Genomic DNA, 18,212 nt, shown 5'->3' on the forward strand with positions numbered 1-18,212 from the left:
TCGCGCGGGTCTCAGAGCCGGGGGTCCACCGGCTCCGACTCCAGGGCCAGGACGGCGAAGACCGCCTCGTGGACGCGCCACAGCGGCTCGCCCTCCGCCAGCCGGTCCAGGGCCTCCAGTCCGAGCGCGTACTCCCGCAGCGCGAGCGAGCGCTTGTGGCCGAGGAACCGGGACCGCAGGCGCTCCAGGTTCTCCGGGCGGGTGTACTCGGGGCCGTAGATGATCCGCAGGTACTCCCGGCCGCGCACCTTGATGCCGGGCTGGACCAGGTGGCCCTTCGCGTCCCGGACGAGGGCGCCGAGCGGCTTGACGACCATGCCCTCGCCTCCGCGCCCGGTCATCTCCAGCCACCAGTCGGTGCCCGCGCGGACGGACGCCTCGTCGGCGGGGTCCACGACGAGCCGGCGGGTGACCTGGAGCAGCCCGGTCGGGTCGTGCTCGACGAGGCGGTCCAGCCAGGCCAGCTGCTCGTCGTGGGGGACGGCGGCCAGCGAGCGGCCCTGCACGGCGAGGATCTGGAACGGGGCGATGCGCATCCCTTCCAGCCCCTCGGTGGACCAGCAGTAGCGCCGGTACGCCTCGGTGAACGCGGCCGCGTCCTCGGCCCGGGCGCGCTGCCGCCCGCCGAGGCCGCCGACGTCGACGCCACGGGCGGCGGCCGTCTCCAGAGCGGCGAGGGCGGACGGGAACACCGCGCCGGAGGCCGCGCCGACGGCGGCGTACTGCGAGCGCAGCAGTCCGCCGGCCTTGAGCGACCAGGGCATCAGCTCGGCGTCCAGGAGCACCCAGTCGGTGTCCCACTCCTCCCAGAGCCCCGCCGCGGTGACGGCTGTACGGAGTCGGTCGAGGACCTCTTCGGTCACGGCCCGGTCGTCCAGGAAGGGCCGCCCGGTGCGGGTGTACAGCGCGCCGGTGGGGCCGTCCGTGCCGAAGCGGGCGGTCGCGGCGGCGGCGTCCTTGCAGATCAGGGCGACGGCCCGGGAGCCCATGTGCTTCTCCTCGCACACCACCCGCTCGACGCCGTCGCTGCGGTACTGCGCGAACGCCTCGGCCGGGTGCTCCAGGAAGCCTTCCTCGCGGGAGGTGGCGGTGGGGGCCATGGTGGGCGGGAGGTAGGCGAGGAGCTGCGGGTCGACGGCGAACCGGCTCATGACTTCGAGGGCCGCGGCCGCGTTCTCCTCGCGCACGGCGACGCGGCCCAGGTGCCGGGTCTCCACGACCCGGCGGCCCTGGACGTCGGCGAGGTCCAGCGGCCTGCCCTCCCGGCCTCCGGGCGCCTCTGTGGTCAGTGGCCTGGCGGGCTCGTACCAGACCTTCTCGGCCGGTACGTCGACGAGTTCACGCTCCGGCCAGCGCAGCGCGGTCATCTTCCCGCCGAAGACCACGCCGGTGTCCAGGCAGATGGTGTTGTTGATCCAGGAGGTGGTGGGCACCGGCGTGTGACCGTAGACGACGGCGGCGCGCCCCCGGTAGTCCTCGGCCCACGGGTAGCGCACGGGCAGGCCGAACTCGTCGGTCTCGCCGGTGGTGTCCCCGTACAGCGCGTGCGAGCGGACCCGGCCGGAGGTGCGGCCGTGGTACTTCTCGGGCAGTCCGGCGTGGCAGACCACCAGATTGCCGCCGTCCAGCACGTAGTGGCTGACGAGCCCGTCGATGAACTCCCTCACCTGCTGCCGGAACTCGGGGTGCCCGGCGTCCTCGTGCTCCAGTTGCTCGATCGTCTCGGCGAGGCCGTGGGTCTGCTGGACCTTGCGGCCCGCGAGGTAGCGGCCGAGCTTGTTCTCGTGGTTGCCGGGGACGCAGAGGGCGTTGCCCGCCGCGACCATGGACATGACGCGGCGAAGCACACCCGGGCTGTCGGGGCCCCGGTCGACGAGGTCGCCGACGAAGACGGCCGTACGCCCTTCGGGGTGGGCGCCGCCGACGTATCCGAGTTTGCCGAGCAGGGTGTCCAGCTCGGAGCGGCAGCCGTGGATGTCGCCGATGATGTCGAACGGGCCGGTGAGGTGGCGCAGGTCGTTGTAGCGCCGCTCCAGGACCACTTCGGCGCTCTCGGCCTCCTCCTCGGTGCGCAGGATGTGCACCTTGCGGAAGCCTTCGCGCTCCAGGCCGCGCAGTGAGCGGCGCAGCTCGCGGCGGTGGCGCTGGATGACGTGGCGGGGCATGGACGCGCGGTCGGGGCGGGCGGCGTTGCGGGCGGCGCAGACCTCTTCGGGGAGGTCGAGCACGATGGCGATGGGCAGCACGTCGTGCTCCCTGGCCAGCTGGACGAGCTGTTTGCGGCTCTCGGACTGGACGCTGGTGGCGTCGACGACGGTCAGCCGTCCGGCGGCCAGGCGCTTGCCGGCGATGTAGTGGAGCACGTCGAAGGCGTCGCGGCTGGCGCTCTGGTCGTTCTCGTCGTCGGCGACGAGGCCCCGGCAGAAGTCCGAGGAGACGATCTCGGTGGGCTTGAAGTGCTTGTGGGCGAAGGTGGACTTGCCCGATCCGCTGGCGCCGATGAGGACGACGAGGGAGAGGTCGGTCACCGGCAGGGTGCGGGAGGCGCCGCCGGTGGTGGTGTCGGTGCTCGTGCTGTCGTCGTTCGTCATGCGGCCTCCGCCTCCTTCTTCTTCTCGTTGTTCCTGTCGGTCTTCCTGCCGATTTCCGTGCCGGTCAGGGTGAAGACGGCGAGCTGGGTGGGCGGGCCGACCTCGGGGTCGTCCGGGCCGACGGGCAGATGCGCGACGGCGTACCCGTGGCGCCCGGCCACCTTCCCCGCCCACTCCCGGAACTCGGCCCTGGTCCACTCGAAGCGGTGGTCCCCGTGGCGTACGTGCCCGGCAGGGAGGGTCTCCCAGCGGACGTTGTACTCAACGTTCGGCGTGGTCACGAGCACCGTGCGCGGACGCGCCGAGCCGAAGACCGCGTACTCCAGCGCGGGCAGCCGGTCCAGGTCCAGGTGCTCGACGACCTCGCTGAGCACGGCGGCGTCGTACCCCTTGAGCCCCTTGTCCGTGTAGGTGAGGGAGCCCTGCCGGAGGGTGACCCGGCCCGCCTGCCGCTCCCCCATCCGGTCCAGCTTCAGCCGGCGCGAGGCGATGGTGAGGGCGCGCATCGACACGTCGACGCCGACGATCTCGGTGAACCGCACGTCCTTGAGGAGCGCCTGCACCAACTGGCCCTGGCCGCAGCCCAGGTCGAGCACCCGGTGCGCACCGGCCCCGCGCAGCGCTTCGAGGATCGCGGTGCGCCGGTGCTCGGCGAGCGGGACGGGCTTCTCCTCGGTGTCGGTGCTCTCGTCGACCGCGTTGTCGACGCTGTCGACGTCGAGGTCGTCCGACTCCGCGAGCCGGACCAGCTCCAGGGCCTGGTCGGCCTGGCGGGTCAGCCCCCAGCGGTGGGAGAGGTAGCGCCGGGTGATGAGGGGGCGCTCGGGGTGGTCGGCGAGCCAGCCCTCACCGGCCCGCAGCAGCTTGTCCACCTCGTCGGGGGCGACCCAGTAGTGCTTGGCGTCGTCGAGCACCGGCAGCAGGACGTAGAGCTGGCGCAGCGCGTCGGCGAGCCGCAACTCCCCTTCCAGCACGAGGCGTACGTAGCGCGAGTCGCCCCACTCGGGGAACTGCTCGTCCAGCGCCACCGGCGTCACCTCGACCCGCTCCCAGCCGAGCGGCACGAACAGCTTGCGCACCAGCTCCGCACCGCCCCGGGCGGGCAGCGCGGGCACCTCGATCCGCAGCGGCATCGGAGCCCCGGCCCGCTCGGGCATGGCCCGGCAGACACCGCCCAGCGCGGACTTGAACAGCGTGGCAAGCGCGACCGAGAGCAGTGAGGAGGCCGCGTAGGGGCGGTCGTTGACGTACTGCGCGAGCGCCGCGTCGGGCGCACCGCCCCGGCCCTTGCCCTTGCCGCGCCGCACCAGCGCCACCGGATCCACCTCCAGCAGGAGTGCGGCCGTGCAGCGCTCCGCGGACGCCTCGGGATAGAAGACGTGCGCGGTGCCGTGCGAGGTGGAGAACGCCTGCGCCCGGTCGGGGTGCTTGTGCAGCAGGAAACCGAGGTCCGTGGCGGGACGTTCAGGGGTGCCGGTCGTACCGATTGTCAGGAACACCTGTCCGAGTATGGTCTCGATCCCGCACCTCCCACCAGGCATTTTCAGCGCTCCAGCAGCCCCGCCAGCTCCTTGATCCGGTCCGGCCCCACCCGGCAGCAGCCCCCGACGAGCCGCGCCCCGGCCCCCGTCCAGGCCCGCACCCGCCCCGGGTCGAAAGTGCTCCGCCCGGTCCACTCCCTGCCTCCGGCGTCCCAGCCCTCCCCGCTGTTCGGGTAGACCACGGCCGGCTTGCCCGTGACCGCCACCGCCACCCGCACCGCCTCCTCCGCCTCGGCCGGGTCGCAGCAGTTGACCCCGACGGCCACCACCCGCTCCCGCCCGGCGGCCACCGCGAACGCCTCCTCCAGCGGCTGCCCGGCCCGGGTCCGGCCGCCCGCGACGCTGTACGAGAGCCAGATCGGCAGCCCGGTCTCCTCGGCGACCCGCACCACCGCCTCTGCCTCGTCCATGTCCGGCACCGTCTCCAGCGCCAGGACGTCGGGCTCCGCCTCGGCGAGCGCCGCCATCCTGGGGCGGTGGAAGCGCTCCAGCTCCCGGACGGTCAGCCCGTACCGCCCCCGGTACTCGCTGCCGTCCGCGAGCATCGCCCCGTACGGGCCGACCGAGGCGGCGACCCAGACCTCCCGCCCGGGATCGGCCCGGCGGGCCGCACCGGCCGCCCGCCGGGCCAGCTCCACGCTGCGGGCGAGCAGCGCCCCGGTCCGTTCGGGGCCGATCCCGTGGCGGCCGAACCCTTCGAACGTGGCCTGGTAGCTGGCCGTGATGAGCACCTGCGCTCCGGAGCGCAGATACGCCAGGTGGGCGGCCTCGATCTGTTCCGGGGCGTCGGCCAGCAGCCGGGCCGACCAGAGCGCGTCGGTGAGATCGCACCCCTGAGCCTCCAACTGGTTGGAGAGTCCGCCGTCCAGCAGGACGGGTCCTTCCGCCAGTGCTTCGGCGAGCGTACGGCCGGTGCTCACAGCCATCTCCTTCTCGTCCGTCCTTCCCTGTGGGAGAGGCGGGTCAGTTCAGCTGGGACTGGATCTGCGAGGAGATCAGCTCCAGATGGTCCAGGTCGTCCAGGTCGAGGACCTGGAGGTAGATCCGGGACGAGCCGATGGCCGCGTACCGGCCGATCTTGTCGACCACCTCGGCGGGCGAGCCGGCCAGCCCGTTGGCCTTGAGCTCCTCCACGTCCCGGCCGATGGCCGCCGCCCGCCGGGCCACTTCGGCGTCGTCCTTGCCGGTGCAGACGACCAGGGCGTTGGAGTACACCAGGTCGTCCGGTTCCCGCCCGAACGCCTTCGCCGCGGCCTTGACCCGGCCGAACTGCTTCTCGCTGTCCTCCAGGGAGGCGAAGGGGATGTTGAACTCGTCCGCGTACTGCGCGGCGAGGCGCGGGGTGCGGGTCGCGCCGTGGCCGCCGATGAGGACGGGCACCTTGGCCTGGGCAGGCTTCGGCAGCGCGGGCGAGTCGGTGAGCTGGTAATACGTGCCGTCGTAGCTGAAGGTCTTGCCGACCTCCGTCGCCCAGAGGCCGGTGACGATCGCCAGCTGCTCCTCCAGCCGGCCGAACTTCTCCTTGGGGAACGGGATGCCGTAGGCCTTGTGCTCCTCCTCGAACCAGCCCGCGCCCAGGCCGAGTTCGACGCGGCCGCCGGACATGCGGTCGACCTGGGCCACCTGGATGGCGAGCACGCCGGGCAGGCGGAACGTGCCTGCGGTCATCAGCGTGCCGAGCCGGATCCGCTTGGTCTCGCGGGCGAGACCGGCCAGCGTGATCCAGGCGTCGGTCGGTCCGGGCAGGCCGTCACCGGAGCCCATGCGGAGGTAGTGGTCCGAGCGGTAGAAAGCGTCGAAGCCGAGGTCCTCGGTGGCCTTGGCGACGGTGAGCAGGGTGTCGTAGTCGGCCCCTTGCTGGGGCTCGGTGAAGATTCGAAGATCCATGCACCCATCCTGCCCCTTCACCGGCGGCTCCTCCTCAGGGCCCCGCCGCCGACGGGGCGGGGCCGCGTATCCCGCCGTAGGGGCCGTCGCGCTCCCTTTCCCGCTCCCCCAGCCGTCTCAGCAGCCCGTGCACGCGGTCGAGCGACTCGTCGGCCGCGTCCATGGCCTCGATGCACTGCCAGTAGAGGCCGTCCTCCCCCGTGTCGCAGGCCACCGAGACGAGCGCGATCCCGGCCTCGCCGAGGAGCAGCGCCAGACCCGTCAGGGCCGCCCGCACATCGGCGATCCCGGAGAGCTGCGCCGCCCGTGCTCCCCGGGAGAGGACCGCCGGGTGGTCCGGCGCCGAGCAGCCGCCGCCGATCTCACCGAGGGCCCGCGCCTCCCCCCGTAACTCCATCGGGCCGAGCAGGGCCAGCCGGCTGCCGACCGTCCGCGCGAGGGCCTGTGCCTGCCAGGCCTCCGCCATCACGTCCGGCGCACCCCGGCTCTCCGCCAGGGCCCGCCGCCCCGCCTCGATGAGTCGCTCCGCTTCCATGCGTTTCCCCCGTCCGTACGAAAACCCGCTCACCTCTTTCATTACCCACAGTGAGGTAGATGGCACCGTAAGGCCAGAGGAAATCGGAAATCTGTGGACACCAAGTCGATTGTGGATAAGTCGATCACTCCGAAGAGTGACGATCCTGGGGTTCCGGCGTGCTCGGGACAGGGAAGCGCTTCTCGTTCCGGTCCATCTTGGCCGCCAGCGCCCGGAGCGGGTCGATGCCCAGCACCTCGCAGAACTGGAGGAGATAGGCGAGGACATCGGCGACCTCGTCGGCGACACGATGGGCCGCTTCGGGTTCGTCCATGATCCGGGCGGACTGTTCGGGCGTCAGCCACTGGAAGATCTCGACCAGTTCGGAGGCCTCGACGCTGAGGGCGGCCACCAGGTTCTTCGGGGTGTGGTACTGCTCCCAGTCCCGGGCCGCCGCGAACGCGGCCAGCCGCCGCTGGAGTTCTGCCACATCGAGTTCTGTCACGGCCCCAGGTCTACCACCACCGCCCCGGACGCCGCCGCCCCGGACGCCCCGAGGGGCGTCCGGCGGCGAGGCCGACGAGAAGGGGCGGGAGGGACGGGGCTTTACGACAGGCCCTAGGACTGGGCGAGCCCGGCCGGTGTGACCCCTTCGACCTCCATGCCCTCCGGGGCGAGCAGGAAGACGTTCCGGTCGACGCGGTGCATGCCGCTGCCGAGTCCGAAGACCACACCGCTGCTGAAGTCGAGAATCCGCTTGGCCACGTCCGTCTCGGCCGCTGTCAGGTCGAGCAGCACCGGAACCTGGGCGACCAGGTACTCCGCGACCTCGCGGGCGTCCGCGAAGACCTGCACCCGCAGCACGACCAGGCGTCGCTGTTCGGCCGCACGCTCGTCCGGGACCGTGCGGTGGTCGATGCGGGACGGCCACTCGTCGCGGCCCCGCAGGGGTACGACCTGGGCGAGCCCCTCCCACTGTTCGTCGGTGGCGTCATATCTGTCGTACCTGTCGTACCTGCTCACAGGGCCACCCCGTCGTCAAGCCGGTCGGGTTCGCGCCGGCTGCGCTCACTGTTCATCGGGCAATCCTCTCGCCCCTCACCCGTTCGGCGTACCAACGACACGGCGAAGGGCCGGATCGAGTCACTCACACCGCGCCCTCACACCGCGATGACCTGGACCCCGGCCTCGCCGAACCGGTCCCTCGCCTCCGCCGTGATGTGGGAGTCGGTGACGAGCACATCGACCAGGCCGAGGTCGCAGACCCGCGCGAAGGCCCGCTTGCCGATCTTCGAGGAGTCGGCCGCCACCACCACCCGCTGGGCCCGCTCCGCGAGGAGCCGGTTGACGCTGGCCTCGCCCTCGTGGTGGACGTAGGCGCCGCGTTCGATGTCGATGGCGTTCACCCCGAGGACAGCGACGTCCAGCGTGATCTCGTTCATCACGCCGACGGCCAGCGGGCCGGTCAGTTCGTACGACTGCGGCCTGGCGACACCGCCCGTGACGACCATCTTGATCTGCGGCCGGATCGCCAGTTCGCTCGCGATGTTCAGGGCGTTGGTCACGACGGTGAGCGTCGGCTGCCCGCCCGCGACCGTGGTCTCGCCGACGATGTCGGGGCGGACCGCCAGCGCGCGGGCCACCTCGGTCACCGTCGTACCGCCGGTCAGGCCGACCACCTCGCCGACGGCGACGAGCCCGGAGACCGCGCGACCGATGGCCTGCTTCTCGGGGGCGTGGCGGCCGGTCTTGTAGCGCAGGGCCAGCTCGTAGGAGACCCCGTGCGCGACCGCTCCGCCCCGGGTGCGGGTGAGCAGGTGCTGTTCGGCGAGCTGGTCCAGGTCGCGGCGGATGGTCGCGGCCGACACGGCGAGCGCCGCCGCCGCCTCCTCGACCTCCACCCTGCCGTGCTTGCCGACGAGTTCCAGCAGCGCGTCCCAACGGGCGTCCCTGGCCACGTGCGTCTCCTTCACCGTCCGGTGCCGGGCTCCGCGCTTCCCGGGAACGCGGTCGCCGGTGGCCGGACCGCGCAAGCGTCGCACAGGAGCCCGGCGACCGGCTCCGCACCCCGCGCACCATGCTTGTTCTTGCTCGATAACTGCATGTAACGTGCAGGATTCTACATCGAGGCTCCTTCCGCCCCTCGTCCCGTGGAGTTGCAGACGTGTCGTACGCCGAGACCGAGACCGCCAGTCAGCCCGCCTGCTGGCGTCGCGCCGCCGCACTGGCCGATGGCCACCGGGCCGTCCTGCCCGCCTCCGGAGAGCGTGTCGCCGTCGTCGGCTGCGGCACCTCCTTCTACATGGCGCAGGCCTACGCGGCGCTCCGCGAGGGCTCCGGCCAGGGCGAGTCGGACGCCTTCGCCGCCTCCGAGTTCCCCCACGGCCGCGGCTACGACCGGGTCGTCGCGCTGACCCGCTCGGGGACCACCACCGAGGTGCTGGAGCTGCTGGACCGTGTGCGCCCGGCCTCACGGACGGTCGCCGTCACCGCCGATCCGCGGACCCCGGTACGGGAGGCTGCCGACGATCTCGTCGTGCTCGACTTCGCCGACGAACGGTCCGTCGTCCAGACGCGGTTCGCCACGAGCGCCCTCACCCTCCTCCGGGCCCACCTCGGTCTGCACACCGAGGACGCGGTACGGGACGCGGAGCGGGCGCTCGCCGAGCCGCTGCCCGAAGGGCTGCTGGAGCGCTCCCAGTTCTCCTTCCTCGGCCGGGGCTGGACGGTCGGCCTGGCCCATGAGGCGGCGCTGAAGATGAAGGAGGCGGCACTGGCCTGGACGGAGTCCTACCCGGCGATGGAGTACCGCCACGGGCCCATCAGCGTCTCCACGTCCGGTACGGCGACCTGGATGTTCGGCGCCGCACCCGAGGGTCTGGGCGAGCAGGTGCGCGCCACGGGCGCCCAGTGGGTGGAGAGCGGACTCGACCCGCTGGCCGACCTCGTACGCGTACAGCGGCTGGCGATCGCCCGTGCGGCGGCGCGGGGGCTGGACCCGGACGCACCCCGTCACCTGACCCGGTCGGTGGTGCTGGACCAGGCCTGAGGGAGGATGGACGCAGGAGGAGGTCGACGCCCCTCCACGCACCCGACACCCCCACGCCGGAGAGCCCTCATGCACCTCGCACTGCCAGTTGCCGCCGAGGAACCCGAGGGCGGCATCGCGGGGTGGGCCACCGGCCTGGTCGAGACGTTCGGCGGGCCGGGTGCCGGTTTCGCCATCGCCCTGGAGAACCTGTTCCCGCCGCTGCCGAGCGAGATCATCCTCCCGCTGACCGGGTTCGCCGCGTCGCAGGGCGTGCTCAGCCTGGCCTCCGCCCTGTTCTGGACGACACTCGGCTCCGTCGTCGGGGCGTTGGCGCTGTACACGATCGGGGCCGTGTTCGGCCGGGAGCGGATGCACGCCCTGTGGGCCAAGCTGCCGCTGGTCAAGGCCTCGGACCTGGTGCGTACGGAGGCGTGGTTCGCGCGGCACGGCACGAAGGCGGTCCTGCTGGGCCGGATGGTGCCGGTCTTCCGGAGCCTGATCTCCGTGCCCGCGGGTGTGGAGCGCATGCCGCTGCCGGTGTTCGTCGGCCTGACGACGGCGGGCAGCCTGGTGTGGAACACCCTGCTGGTGATGGCGGGTTACTGGCTCGGCGACCGCTGGGACGTCGTCGGAACGTACGTCGGACTGCTGTCCAAGGTGGTGCTCGGGCTGGCCGCGCTGGCGCTGATCTTCTACGTGGTGATGCGCGTCCGGGGCCGCAAGGGCTCCCGGCGCGGCGAGTGACGGGCGACGCCCCGCACGGATCCACCGCCCGGCACCGCCCGCCCCGGAGCACCGCCCGGCGCTCCCGGACGCCGCGGCGCGCCGGGAGGGCCGCCCGGAGGCGTCCGGGGTCCGGCCGGCCCGCTCAGGACTCCTCGAAGTAGGCGTCCAGAGCGGCGTCCAGCTCGGCCGGCCACTCCTTGAGCTGGGTCCGGCTCGCCGCCTCGACCTCGGCGTTGAACCAGCGCCGGGTCGACAGGTGCACGGTCACGGTGAACCGGCGGCCGAACCGGGCCGGGTTCATCTCCACCGCGCCGATCTCGGCCCAGTCGAATTCGGCCTCCTGGTCGTCCAGCCGGAACCTGATGCCTTCCCGGGCCACCCGGATCGAGCCCCGGCGGTCGCTGACCTCGAAGACCGGGCCGTCCTCGGCCTCCTTCTCCTCCGCCTGCACTTCGGCGTCGGACTCCGCCTCCGACTCCGGCTCGGCGTCGGATCCGGGAGCCGCCGCGTCTTCCGCTCGGGGCGCGTCCTCCGGCTCCGGGTCCGTCTCCGTACCGGCCTCCGCTTCCGGTTCGGTCTTCCGGATCGCGGCGGGCGCCGCCAGGCCGGGGAGGGGGATGAACGCCGGGTCGGTGCCTGCGGCGAACTCGGGCTTCTTGTTCGAATCTATGCTCTGCTCCACGGCGGGCAGTATGGTCCACGAACCTGTACGTGACCAGTCGTCACCGTCTCAGGACGGCCGCCGGAGCCTGAGACCGGCTGTCAGAGCACGCCCCGGCGCCACTCCCGTACCAGCAGACAGCCGAGGTACGCGCCGCCGATCGCCATGGTGTAGATCCCCACCGGCAGGTCCTCGAAGAGCGGCAGCTGCTGGGCGCAGAGGTCGGCGGCCACCAGGAGCAGCCCGCCGGTGAGGGCGGAGAGCAGCAGGTGGGGGCCGGATCCGCGGGTGAGGCGCCTGGCGATCTGCGGGGCCGTCAGGGCGATGAAGGCGATGGGTCCGGAGACGCTGACGGCGGCCGCCGAGAGCGCTATGGCGAGGGCCACGGCGAGGGTCTTGGCCTTCCTCGGTTCGGAGCCGAGCCCTTCGGAGATGTCGTCGCCCATCTCGCCGATGTCGAGCCGCCGGGAGATCAGCGCGGTCAGCGGGGCGGTGGCGAGCAGGACCAGCCAGATCGTGGTGGCGTCGGTCCAGGAGCGGGCGGTGAGGCTGCCGTTGACGTAGGCGGTCAGGACGGACGCCTTGTCGCGTTCCAGGGCGTAGACGACGTACTGGGTGACGGCGGCGCCCATCGCGGCGACCCCGATACCGGCGATGACGAGCCGGGCGGGGTTGCGGAAGCCGGTGCCGGTGGAGACGTACACGAGGGCCATCGCCACGACCGCGCCGATGAGGGCGCCGACGGCGACGGGGACCGTGTCGGGGAACATCAGCGCGCAGATCGCGGCGCCCGCCCCGGCTCCGGCGGAGAGCCCGATGACGTCGGGGCTGCCGAGGGGGTTGCGGGTGACGGACTGGAACAGCGCGCCGGAGAGGCCGAGCGCCGCGCCGACCCCGATGGCGACGGTGAGGCGGGGGCCGCGCAGCCGGTTGAAGACGAAGCGGTCCTTGCCCTCCGCGTCCCCGACGAGGGCCGCGGGCAGGTCGGCGAGGTCGAGGCCGAGACGCCCCCAGGTCAGCGTCGCCACGGCGGCGACGAGGAGGAGGACGAGGAGGCCCGCGCCCGCGAGGACGGAGGCGCGGCGCATCGGTATCGCCACGGTGCGGCCGACGACCAGGTAGCCGCGGGGGGCCTTGACGGACTCTCGAAGGGGCTCGGTGACGGTCATGTCGTGCCCCGCATCCTGCGTACGGCGATGAGCAGCGCGGGTGCGCCGACGAAGGCGGTGACGACGCCGACCATGAGTTCGGTGGGGCGCATGACGACCCGGCCCACGACGTCGGCGAGGAGCAGCAGGGTGGGGCCCAGCAGCGCGGAGAACAGCGTCTGGACACGGAAGTCGACGCCGACCAGGGCCCGTACGACGTGCGGTACGGCGAGGCCGACGAAGGCGATCGGGCCGACGGCGGCGGTCGCGGCGGCGCTGAGCAGGGTGGCGGCGAGGAGCCCGCCGCCCCGGGTGCGCGCCGGGTTCGAGCCGAGGGAGACGGCGGTGGCGTCGCCGAGGGCCAGGGTGTTGAGGCCGGGGCCGAGGGCCAGGGCGAGGAGGAAGCCCACGGCGGCGAAGGGCAGGACGGACCAGAAGACGTCGAAGTCCCGGCCGCCGAGCGCTCCGACCACCCAGTAGCGGTAGCTGTCGAACACCTGCGGCTTGCTGAGGGTCACGGCCTGGATGAACGCCATCAGTACGGCGGTGAGCACGGCGCCGGCGAGCACCAGGCGCACCACGCTCGTGCCCGTACCGGCGGAGCCGATGACATGGACGAGCACTCCGGCGACCAGTGCTCCGGGCAGTGCCCACCACATGGTGTCGGTGGCACCCGACGCACCGAACCAGGCGGTGGCGGCGACGATGCTCGCGGAGGCGCCCGCGTTGATGCCGAGGAGGCCGGGTTCGGCCAGCGGGTTGCGCGAGACTCCCTGCATGAGGGTGCCGGCGACCGCGAGGCAGAGTCCGGCGAGGACACCGAGGACGGTTCTGGGGTAGCGGCTCTCGATGATGGCGGTGACGTTGGCGTCGGCGCGGGAGCCGAGGACGTCGAGAACATCTCCGAGCGAGGTGGAGCGGCTGCCGAACATGACGCTCGCGCAGAGCGCGACCGCCAGCGCGGCGACCGCCGCGAGCAGGAGGAACGCCGTCCGAGCGGCGCCGGTACGGGAGGTACCGGCGCCGCTCGGCGGTGCGACCGTGGTGGTTGCCATGGGAGTGAAGTGTGCCTGGTGGCTTCGGCGGTTCGGATACCCGGCCGGGGTTACTTGCCGGCCTTCTTGACGGCCTCGTCGATGATCGGCAGGTAGCGCTCGATCGTCCACGGCACGGTCAGCGGGTTGATGATCGAGGAGGCGGTGACGAAGGAGTTGTCGTTGCTCGCGACGACGGCGCCCTTCTTGATCGCGGGGATCGCGCCGTACAGCTTCTGGCCCTCGATCTCCTTGCGGTTCTTCGCGTCCGTGTAGAACGTGAAGACCAGGTCACTGTCCTTCAGCTTCTCGGCGTTCTCCAGGCCGATGAGGGCCGAGTCGGTGCCGGGGGTCTCCTTGAAGCCGTTGACGACCGGGTCGACCTTCAGGCCGAGCGAGGAGACCATCTTGACGCGCTGCTCCTCGGGCTTGAAGACGCCGAGGGTGCCGGGGCCGGAGTTGTAGATGTAGGAGAAGGTGACGTCCTTGTAGTTCGGCCGGGTGGCCGCGGCGTCGGCGAGCTGCTTCTCGATCTTCGTCTTGAGGCCGTCGGTGTCCTCGGTCCGGCCGAGCGCCTTGCCGATGATGTCGATCTGCTGGTCCCAGTCGGTGCTCCACGCCTGGTCCGGGTAGGCGACCGTGGGGGCGATGTCCTTGAGGACGTCGTACTGCTTCTGCGTGATGCCCGACCAGGGGGCGAGGATGACGTCCGGCTCCAGCTCGGTGATGGCCTCGAAGTCGATCTCCTCGCCGCCCGCGAACTGCTTGGGGAGCTTGTCGCCGGACTTCTTCACGGCCTCGTTGATCCACGGGAGGTAGCCGGACTTGTCGCTGCCCCACGGGTAGCTCTCGATGCCGACCGGGGTCTGGCCGAGGGCTATCGCGGTCTCGGCGGAACCCTGGCCGAGGGTGACGATGCGTTCGGGCTTCTCGTCGATCTTCGCGGTGCCGAGCGAGCTCTTGATCGAGACGGGGAAGGCCCCGCCGCTCTTCCCCGCGTCCTTCGCCGTGTCCTTGCCGCTGTCACCGTCCGAGGAGCAGCCGGCCAGGACGACGGCGAGGGCGACGGCGGTGGCCGAAGCGGCAAGGGTGTGACGACGCACGCGGGTGAAGCCGAGCATGGGTGTTCCTCATGGTTGGACGAACGAGTGAGAGTTAGGCAAGCCTAAGCTAAACGTAACAGGGGGCCTCCGGTGGGCCCTTATCCACCCTCCCCGGAGTGCGACTCACCCACAATCGCTACCCATTCAATCTCTCTAAAGATGATTGACCGACAGACTATTTCTCGATACCGTTGGGCGGACCGCCGGCCTTGCCGACCGCCGTACGGACGGAGCCTCATGCCCCCGCTCGACCTGACCTCCGACGAAGTTCTGACCACCACCCGGGCGGTACGCAGACGCCTGGACCTGGACCGGCCGGTGGAACGCGCCCTGATCGAGGAGTGCCTGCGGCTCGCCGCCCAGGCCCCCACCGGCCGCAACCGGCAACGCTGGGACTTCGCCCTGGTGACGGACCCCGCCAGGCGTGCGGCCCGGGTCTCCACCAGCGTCATCCCGGCGCTGTTGACGGCCTGTTCGCGGCCGGGCGCGGCGAGCGAGGTGAGCACCACGACCGGGGTGTCCGGGTGGCCGTCGCGGACGGTCTCCACGAAGCCGCAGACGGCGGGCCCCCAGGTCCGCGCGGTGAACCCGCCCCGGATGTAGGCGTTGATGCCCAGCTCCAGGGTGATCAGGTCCGCCGGCGCGTCCCGGATCGTCCGCGCGAGGAGCGGATCGAGGTGGGCCTCCCCCGCGAGCCCCAGGTTGCGCAGCCGCCACCCGCGCTCCGCCGCCACGAGAGCGGGCCAGGTCTCCGAGGGGCCCGCCGCGTACATGCAGTGGACGATCGAGCTGCCGTACACCACCCACCGGGCGCCCGGCCGGTCCACCGCGGCCGGCGGCGAGCGGTGGCCGCTCAGGGAGACCGCCGCGATCCGGGTGGCGCTCAGATGCGGCAGCCAGACCTCCGCCTCCGCCGGGCGGGCGCCCCCGGCGGGCAGGGCGAAGGCGATCCGGTGGCGGCCGGGCCCGCCCGTCCAGCGGTGGGCGAGGAGGCCGTCGACCCGGACGTCCAGCGGTGAGCCGCCGGGGCTGTTCTCCACCTCAAGATCGATGGAGGCCGTCGGTCCGGACCGCGAAGCGGACCCCGGCGGTGGTACGGGCCAGCCGCGCGAGGTTGGCCGACAGGGTGGTGTCGAGCCGGTCCAGGGGGATCCGCAGCGGGAGCAGACCACCGCCGGTACTGAAACCGTTCCCGTCCCCGTTGCCACCGTCCTCAAGGCTCCAGCCGGTGATGCCGTCGAAGGAGAGCCGGGGGTCGTCCGGGGTCAGCCGCTCCACGGGCGGATGCGACGGTACGGGGGTGGCGTCGGTCGACATGGGCGGCCACCTTCCGGGGCCGGGCGGCAGGGGGCGGATCCACGGCGGCGCAGGGCCGACGCGAGCCCCAAACGTATCAGCGCAAATAGTCTGTGCCCAGACAATCTTGCAGCATACTTAACCGCCTCCGACCCTCGCAGCGCCCGTCGCGGCCGGTCCGCCGCGTCGATGCGGCGCTAGGGTGGTGGGCCTGAACCCAGGAGGAGCAGTCATGGCCGCCCCACAGCCTTCCCGCCTCACTTCGCCCAGCCGGAAGCCGGAGGCCGGCGGGCGCGACCGGTACTTCTCCCGACTGGCGCAGGAACGGCCCGACATCGCCCTGTGCCGGGCCACGACGGTGGTGACCCGCACGCTCGACGAGGAGCTGGCCGGGCGGCAGCTCACCATGGCCCAGCACCTCGTGCTGAAGATGCTGAGCGATGTGGGCCCCTGTTCCCAGCAGGAGCTCAGCGAGCAGCTGCGGATCGACCGGAGCGTGATGGTGGGGTGCATCGACGGGCTGGAGGACTCCGGCCTCGTACGCCGTGAGCGCCATCCCCGGGACCGCCGGGCCTACGCGGTGACGCTGACGCCGGAGGCCGGGCCGGTGCTGGAGGAGGCAGAGAGCGGGGTTCCGCACCTGCTGGACCGGGCCTTCGGCGCCCTCACGGCGGCCGAGCGCCGGACCCTGACCCGGCTGATGGGCAAGATCCTCGACGTGCACTGAGCCGAGGCCGGTGCGCCGGCCCGGCCGACGGGTGCGGGCCCGGCCAATCCCCTTGCCATGCGGCTCCGAATCACTGGTGGGAGCCCGCCCGGACTCCCGTAGCGAGGCAGGTGGGATCCATGGTCCAGGCACGGTCACTGCTCACCCCCGACCTGCCGCCCCGCTTCGCGACGCCGGACCTCCCGGGGGCGCGTGCCCCGGTCGATCCGTCGGCTCCCGGCCCTTCGGAAGCGGCCGTCAGCCCCTTCCCGCCGCGTCGAGCGCCAGCCACACCCGGTCGCGGGTCGGCGGCAGTTCGGTGAACCTGATCCCCGTGGCGTCGCGCAGCGCGTTGGCGAAGGCCGGGGCGACCGGGTTGAACGGGCTCTCGCTCATCGACTTCGCGCCCAGCGGGCCGATCGCGTCGGAGGTCTCCATGAAGTGCACCTCGGTACGCGGCACATCGGCGTTCTGCGGCAGCCGGTAGCGGCGGAACGCGGCCGTGGTCACCTCGCCGCGCCCGTCGAGCCGTACGTTCTCGAAGAGGGTCGCCCCGAGCGCCTGCGCCACCCCGCCCTCGACCTGGCCCCGGCACTGCATCGGGTTCATCACCTTGCCCGCGGAACAGCTCCTTGAGGCTGACCACACGCCCGGCGCGCTCCACCGCGTCCGCCGTGAGCCTGCACTCCCCCGAAGCCGCCCCCAGATGCTCGGCCGCGAACTCCAGGAGCTGTACGGCGAGGGCGTCGGCGGCCTTCATCACCGCCTTGCCTTTGTGGACGGCCGTGGTGCCGTTGCCGAACTCGGCGGTGCCGACGGCGATGTCGTACGTACCGTCCTGGAGCAGCTTCACCGTGGCGTCCGCGAAGTGGCCGCCGGGCGGCCCGGTGGCAATCATCGGCATCCCGGTGCCCTGGCCGACGAGCCACCCTTCCGGGACGTCGTCGCCGGGCCCGTCCCCGTACTCCTGGATCGCGTCCCGTACGACCTGGAGGCACTGGTCGAGGCCGTAGCTGGCGATCTCCAGGTCCTCCTCCTTGCCGTACGCCGCGCAGCGCGTCCTCGATGGCCCGGTAGCCGGTGCAGCGGCAGATGTTGCCCTTGAACGCCCTTGGCAGGTCGGCCAGTTGCTCCTCTTCGAGGGCTGCCGTCGTCATCAGGTACCCGGCGGTGCAGAAACCGCACTGGAAGCCCTGTGCGTCCAGGAACTTCTGCTGTACGGGGTGGAGTTCACCGTCCGCGCCCGCCAGGCGCGCCTGCGCTCTGCCGGACCACGGCCCGTACACCGTGATCGCGGTCTCCATGGGAGCGGAGGAGGGGGCGGCGGAGGCGGGCGCCGAGGCCCTGGACGAGGTTCTGCGCCACCTGCCGGGCCACCGGTTCGCGACGGCCCGCCTGGCGACGGGCGGGACGGCCGCCGTCATCGCCACGGACTCCGGTGCTCCGGGTGCTGGTGCTCCAGGTGCCGTGGTCGCCACGCTCAAGGGCCTCTGGCCCACGCTGGACGCCTGCGACGACGCCACCCTCCCGTACGGCGGGACCAGCACCCCGGCCGCCGCCCAGGAGCTCAACGGCGCTCTGGAGCAGGCCCGTTACGCGCTGACGGCGGCGGTTCGGACGGGGAGCGCGGACGGCGCCGCGCAGCTCACCGCGGTCGAGGACCTGACGACCCTGGACGCCCTCCTCGCGGGCATCCCCGCCCACCTGCGGACGGCCTTCGGCGTCCACGCGCTCGGCCCGCTCGCCGACGGCACGAACCCCTCCCACCGGATGCTCCTGGAGACCCTCGACACCTTCCTGGCGCACAACGGCTCCTGGGCGCGGACGGCCGAGGCCCTGCATCTGCACGTCAACACCGTGCATTACCGCATCGGGCGCGTGGAGCTGCTCACCGGCCGCGATCTGGCCCGCCTCGATCACAAACTGGACCTGAAGACGGCGCTGCTCTGCCGCTGAGCCCGGCGGACCGGAGGA

17 protein-coding genes and 4 pseudogenes are annotated in these 18,212 nt (G+C 72.2%); 5 read left to right on the forward strand and 16 right to left on the reverse strand.

Features of this window, described 5'->3' with window-relative positions:
• Positions 1-11 precede the first annotated feature (11 nt).
• The 8 genes from ACK8N7_RS07215 to ACK8N7_RS07250 form a co-directional block, all read right to left on the reverse strand.
• Positions 12-2,591, reverse strand: a complete 2,580-nt coding sequence (locus tag ACK8N7_RS07215; RefSeq protein WP_500441553.1) for a polynucleotide kinase-phosphatase — start codon at positions 2,589-2,591, stop codon at positions 12-14.
• Complete coding sequence (locus ACK8N7_RS07220) at positions 2,588-4,090, reverse strand: 3' terminal RNA ribose 2'-O-methyltransferase Hen1 (protein WP_500441555.1); 1,503 nt, start codon at positions 4,088-4,090, stop codon at positions 2,588-2,590. The genes ACK8N7_RS07215 and ACK8N7_RS07220 overlap by 4 nt, the downstream gene beginning before the upstream one ends.
• A 44-nt stretch (positions 4,091-4,134) precedes the next feature.
• Positions 4,135-5,058 (reverse strand): homocysteine S-methyltransferase, encoded by a 924-nt coding sequence (gene mmuM, locus ACK8N7_RS07225; RefSeq protein ID WP_500441557.1) that lies wholly within the window; start codon positions 5,056-5,058, stop codon positions 4,135-4,137.
• A gap of 37 nt (positions 5,059-5,095) precedes the next feature.
• A complete protein-coding gene (locus ACK8N7_RS07230) occupies positions 5,096-6,019 on the reverse strand; it encodes an LLM class F420-dependent oxidoreductase (RefSeq protein WP_403211561.1) in 924 nt (307 codons plus the stop codon).
• A 34-nt stretch (positions 6,020-6,053) separates the two neighbouring features.
• Positions 6,054-6,554: a DUF6099 family protein gene (locus ACK8N7_RS07235; protein WP_403211563.1), complete on the reverse strand. Its 501-nt coding sequence runs from the start codon at positions 6,552-6,554 to the stop codon at positions 6,054-6,056.
• 124 nt (positions 6,555-6,678) lie between these two features.
• Complete coding sequence (locus ACK8N7_RS07240; RefSeq protein WP_403211565.1) at positions 6,679-7,038, reverse strand: nucleotide pyrophosphohydrolase; 360 nt, start codon at positions 7,036-7,038, stop codon at positions 6,679-6,681.
• A gap of 113 nt (positions 7,039-7,151) precedes the next feature.
• On the reverse strand, positions 7,152-7,556 hold the full coding sequence (locus ACK8N7_RS07245) for a cell division protein SepF (RefSeq protein WP_015612061.1): 405 nt from the start codon (positions 7,554-7,556) through the stop codon (positions 7,152-7,154).
• A gap of 137 nt (positions 7,557-7,693) precedes the next feature.
• A complete protein-coding gene (locus ACK8N7_RS07250) occupies positions 7,694-8,491 on the reverse strand; it encodes a DeoR/GlpR family DNA-binding transcription regulator (protein ID WP_358723572.1) in 798 nt (265 codons plus the stop codon).
• A gap of 206 nt (positions 8,492-8,697) precedes the next feature.
• Here ACK8N7_RS07250 and ACK8N7_RS07255 point away from each other — a divergent pair, with 206 nt between their 5' ends.
• Together ACK8N7_RS07255 and ACK8N7_RS07260 are read left to right on the forward strand one after the other, a co-directional pair.
• A complete protein-coding gene (locus tag ACK8N7_RS07255) occupies positions 8,698-9,582 on the forward strand; it encodes an SIS domain-containing protein (RefSeq protein WP_403211567.1) in 885 nt (294 codons plus the stop codon).
• A 69-nt stretch (positions 9,583-9,651) separates the two neighbouring features.
• A complete protein-coding gene (locus ACK8N7_RS07260; protein WP_500441561.1) occupies positions 9,652-10,308 on the forward strand; it encodes a DedA family protein in 657 nt (218 codons plus the stop codon).
• A 124-nt stretch (positions 10,309-10,432) separates the two neighbouring features.
• Here the strand turns inward: ACK8N7_RS07260 and ACK8N7_RS07265 are convergent, their stop codons facing one another.
• From ACK8N7_RS07265 to ACK8N7_RS07280, 4 genes are all read right to left on the reverse strand, one after another.
• Entirely contained in the window at positions 10,433-10,972 is a 540-nt protein-coding gene (locus ACK8N7_RS07265) for a hypothetical protein (RefSeq protein WP_403211571.1), read from the reverse strand.
• A gap of 80 nt (positions 10,973-11,052) precedes the next feature.
• Positions 11,053-12,120 (reverse strand): FecCD family ABC transporter permease, encoded by a 1,068-nt coding sequence (locus ACK8N7_RS07270; RefSeq protein ID WP_403211573.1) that lies wholly within the window; start codon positions 12,118-12,120, stop codon positions 11,053-11,055.
• Complete coding sequence (locus ACK8N7_RS07275) at positions 12,117-13,154, reverse strand: FecCD family ABC transporter permease (RefSeq protein ID WP_403211575.1); 1,038 nt, start codon at positions 13,152-13,154, stop codon at positions 12,117-12,119. The genes ACK8N7_RS07270 and ACK8N7_RS07275 overlap by 4 nt, the downstream gene beginning before the upstream one ends.
• A gap of 50 nt (positions 13,155-13,204) precedes the next feature.
• On the reverse strand, positions 13,205-14,254 hold the full coding sequence (locus ACK8N7_RS07280; protein WP_403211577.1) for an iron-siderophore ABC transporter substrate-binding protein: 1,050 nt from the start codon (positions 14,252-14,254) through the stop codon (positions 13,205-13,207).
• 219 nt (positions 14,255-14,473) lie between these two features.
• On the opposite strand from ACK8N7_RS07280, the pseudogene ACK8N7_RS07285 reads away from it, so the two are divergent.
• A pseudogene (locus ACK8N7_RS07285) lies at positions 14,474-14,668 on the forward strand (nitroreductase family protein); the annotation flags it as partial.
• An 89-nt stretch (positions 14,669-14,757) separates the two neighbouring features.
• Here ACK8N7_RS07285 and ACK8N7_RS07290 read toward each other — a convergent pair.
• Both ACK8N7_RS07290 and ACK8N7_RS07295 read right to left on the reverse strand, forming a co-directional pair.
• Positions 14,758-15,009, reverse strand: a pseudogene (locus ACK8N7_RS07290) (SGNH/GDSL hydrolase family protein); the annotation flags it as partial.
• Between the two features lie 268 nt (positions 15,010-15,277).
• Positions 15,278-15,553: a hypothetical protein gene (locus tag ACK8N7_RS07295; RefSeq protein ID WP_500441565.1), complete on the reverse strand. Its 276-nt coding sequence runs from the start codon at positions 15,551-15,553 to the stop codon at positions 15,278-15,280.
• 211 nt (positions 15,554-15,764) lie between these two features.
• On the opposite strand from ACK8N7_RS07295, the gene ACK8N7_RS07300 reads away from it, so the two are divergent.
• Positions 15,765-16,259 carry a MarR family winged helix-turn-helix transcriptional regulator gene (locus ACK8N7_RS07300; protein WP_500441566.1) on the forward strand — a complete coding sequence of 165 codons (495 nt, stop codon included), beginning with the start codon at positions 15,765-15,767 and terminating at the stop codon, positions 16,257-16,259.
• A gap of 237 nt (positions 16,260-16,496) precedes the next feature.
• On the opposite strand, the pseudogene ACK8N7_RS07305 reads toward ACK8N7_RS07300, so the two are convergent.
• Both ACK8N7_RS07305 and ACK8N7_RS07310 read right to left on the reverse strand, forming a co-directional pair.
• Positions 16,497-17,310, reverse strand: a pseudogene (locus tag ACK8N7_RS07305) (xanthine dehydrogenase family protein molybdopterin-binding subunit); the annotation flags it as partial.
• A gap of 40 nt (positions 17,311-17,350) precedes the next feature.
• A pseudogene (locus tag ACK8N7_RS07310) lies at positions 17,351-17,443 on the reverse strand (2Fe-2S iron-sulfur cluster-binding protein); the annotation flags it as partial.
• On the opposite strand from ACK8N7_RS07310, the gene ACK8N7_RS07315 reads away from it, so the two are divergent.
• Positions 17,409-18,194, forward strand: a complete 786-nt coding sequence (locus ACK8N7_RS07315) for a PucR family transcriptional regulator (protein WP_500441567.1) — start codon at positions 17,409-17,411, stop codon at positions 18,192-18,194. The pseudogene ACK8N7_RS07310 and the gene ACK8N7_RS07315 sit on opposite strands and share 35 nt — an antisense overlap.
• Positions 18,195-18,212 lie beyond the last annotated feature (18 nt).

Origin of the sequence: Streptomyces griseobrunneus (assembly GCF_046713465.1) — a bacterium.
GTDB classification, from domain to species: domain Bacteria; phylum Actinomycetota; class Actinomycetes; order Streptomycetales; family Streptomycetaceae; genus Streptomyces; species Streptomyces microflavus.

Coding starts and splice junctions, on each gene's coding strand:
- ACK8N7_RS07215 (WP_500441553.1), bottom strand. CDS start 2,591: ATGACGAACGACGACAGCACGAGCACCGACACCACCACCGGCGGCGCC.
- mmuM (WP_500441557.1), bottom strand. CDS start 5,058: ATGGCTGTGAGCACCGGCCGTACGCTCGCCGAAGCACTGGCGGAAGGA.
- ACK8N7_RS07230 (WP_403211561.1), bottom strand. CDS start 6,019: ATGGATCTTCGAATCTTCACCGAGCCCCAGCAAGGGGCCGACTACGAC.
- ACK8N7_RS07235 (WP_403211563.1), bottom strand. CDS start 6,554: ATGGAAGCGGAGCGACTCATCGAGGCGGGGCGGCGGGCCCTGGCGGAG.
- ACK8N7_RS07260 (WP_500441561.1), top strand. CDS start 9,652: ATGCACCTCGCACTGCCAGTTGCCGCCGAGGAACCCGAGGGCGGCATC.
- ACK8N7_RS07270 (WP_403211573.1), bottom strand. CDS start 12,120: ATGACCGTCACCGAGCCCCTTCGAGAGTCCGTCAAGGCCCCCCGCGGC.
- ACK8N7_RS07275 (WP_403211575.1), bottom strand. CDS start 13,154: ATGGCAACCACCACGGTCGCACCGCCGAGCGGCGCCGGTACCTCCCGT.
- ACK8N7_RS07280 (WP_403211577.1), bottom strand. CDS start 14,254: ATGCTCGGCTTCACCCGCGTGCGTCGTCACACCCTTGCCGCTTCGGCC.
- ACK8N7_RS07295 (WP_500441565.1), bottom strand. CDS start 15,553: ATGTCGACCGACGCCACCCCCGTACCGTCGCATCCGCCCGTGGAGCGG.
- ACK8N7_RS07300 (WP_500441566.1), top strand. CDS start 15,765: ATGGCCGCCCCACAGCCTTCCCGCCTCACTTCGCCCAGCCGGAAGCCG.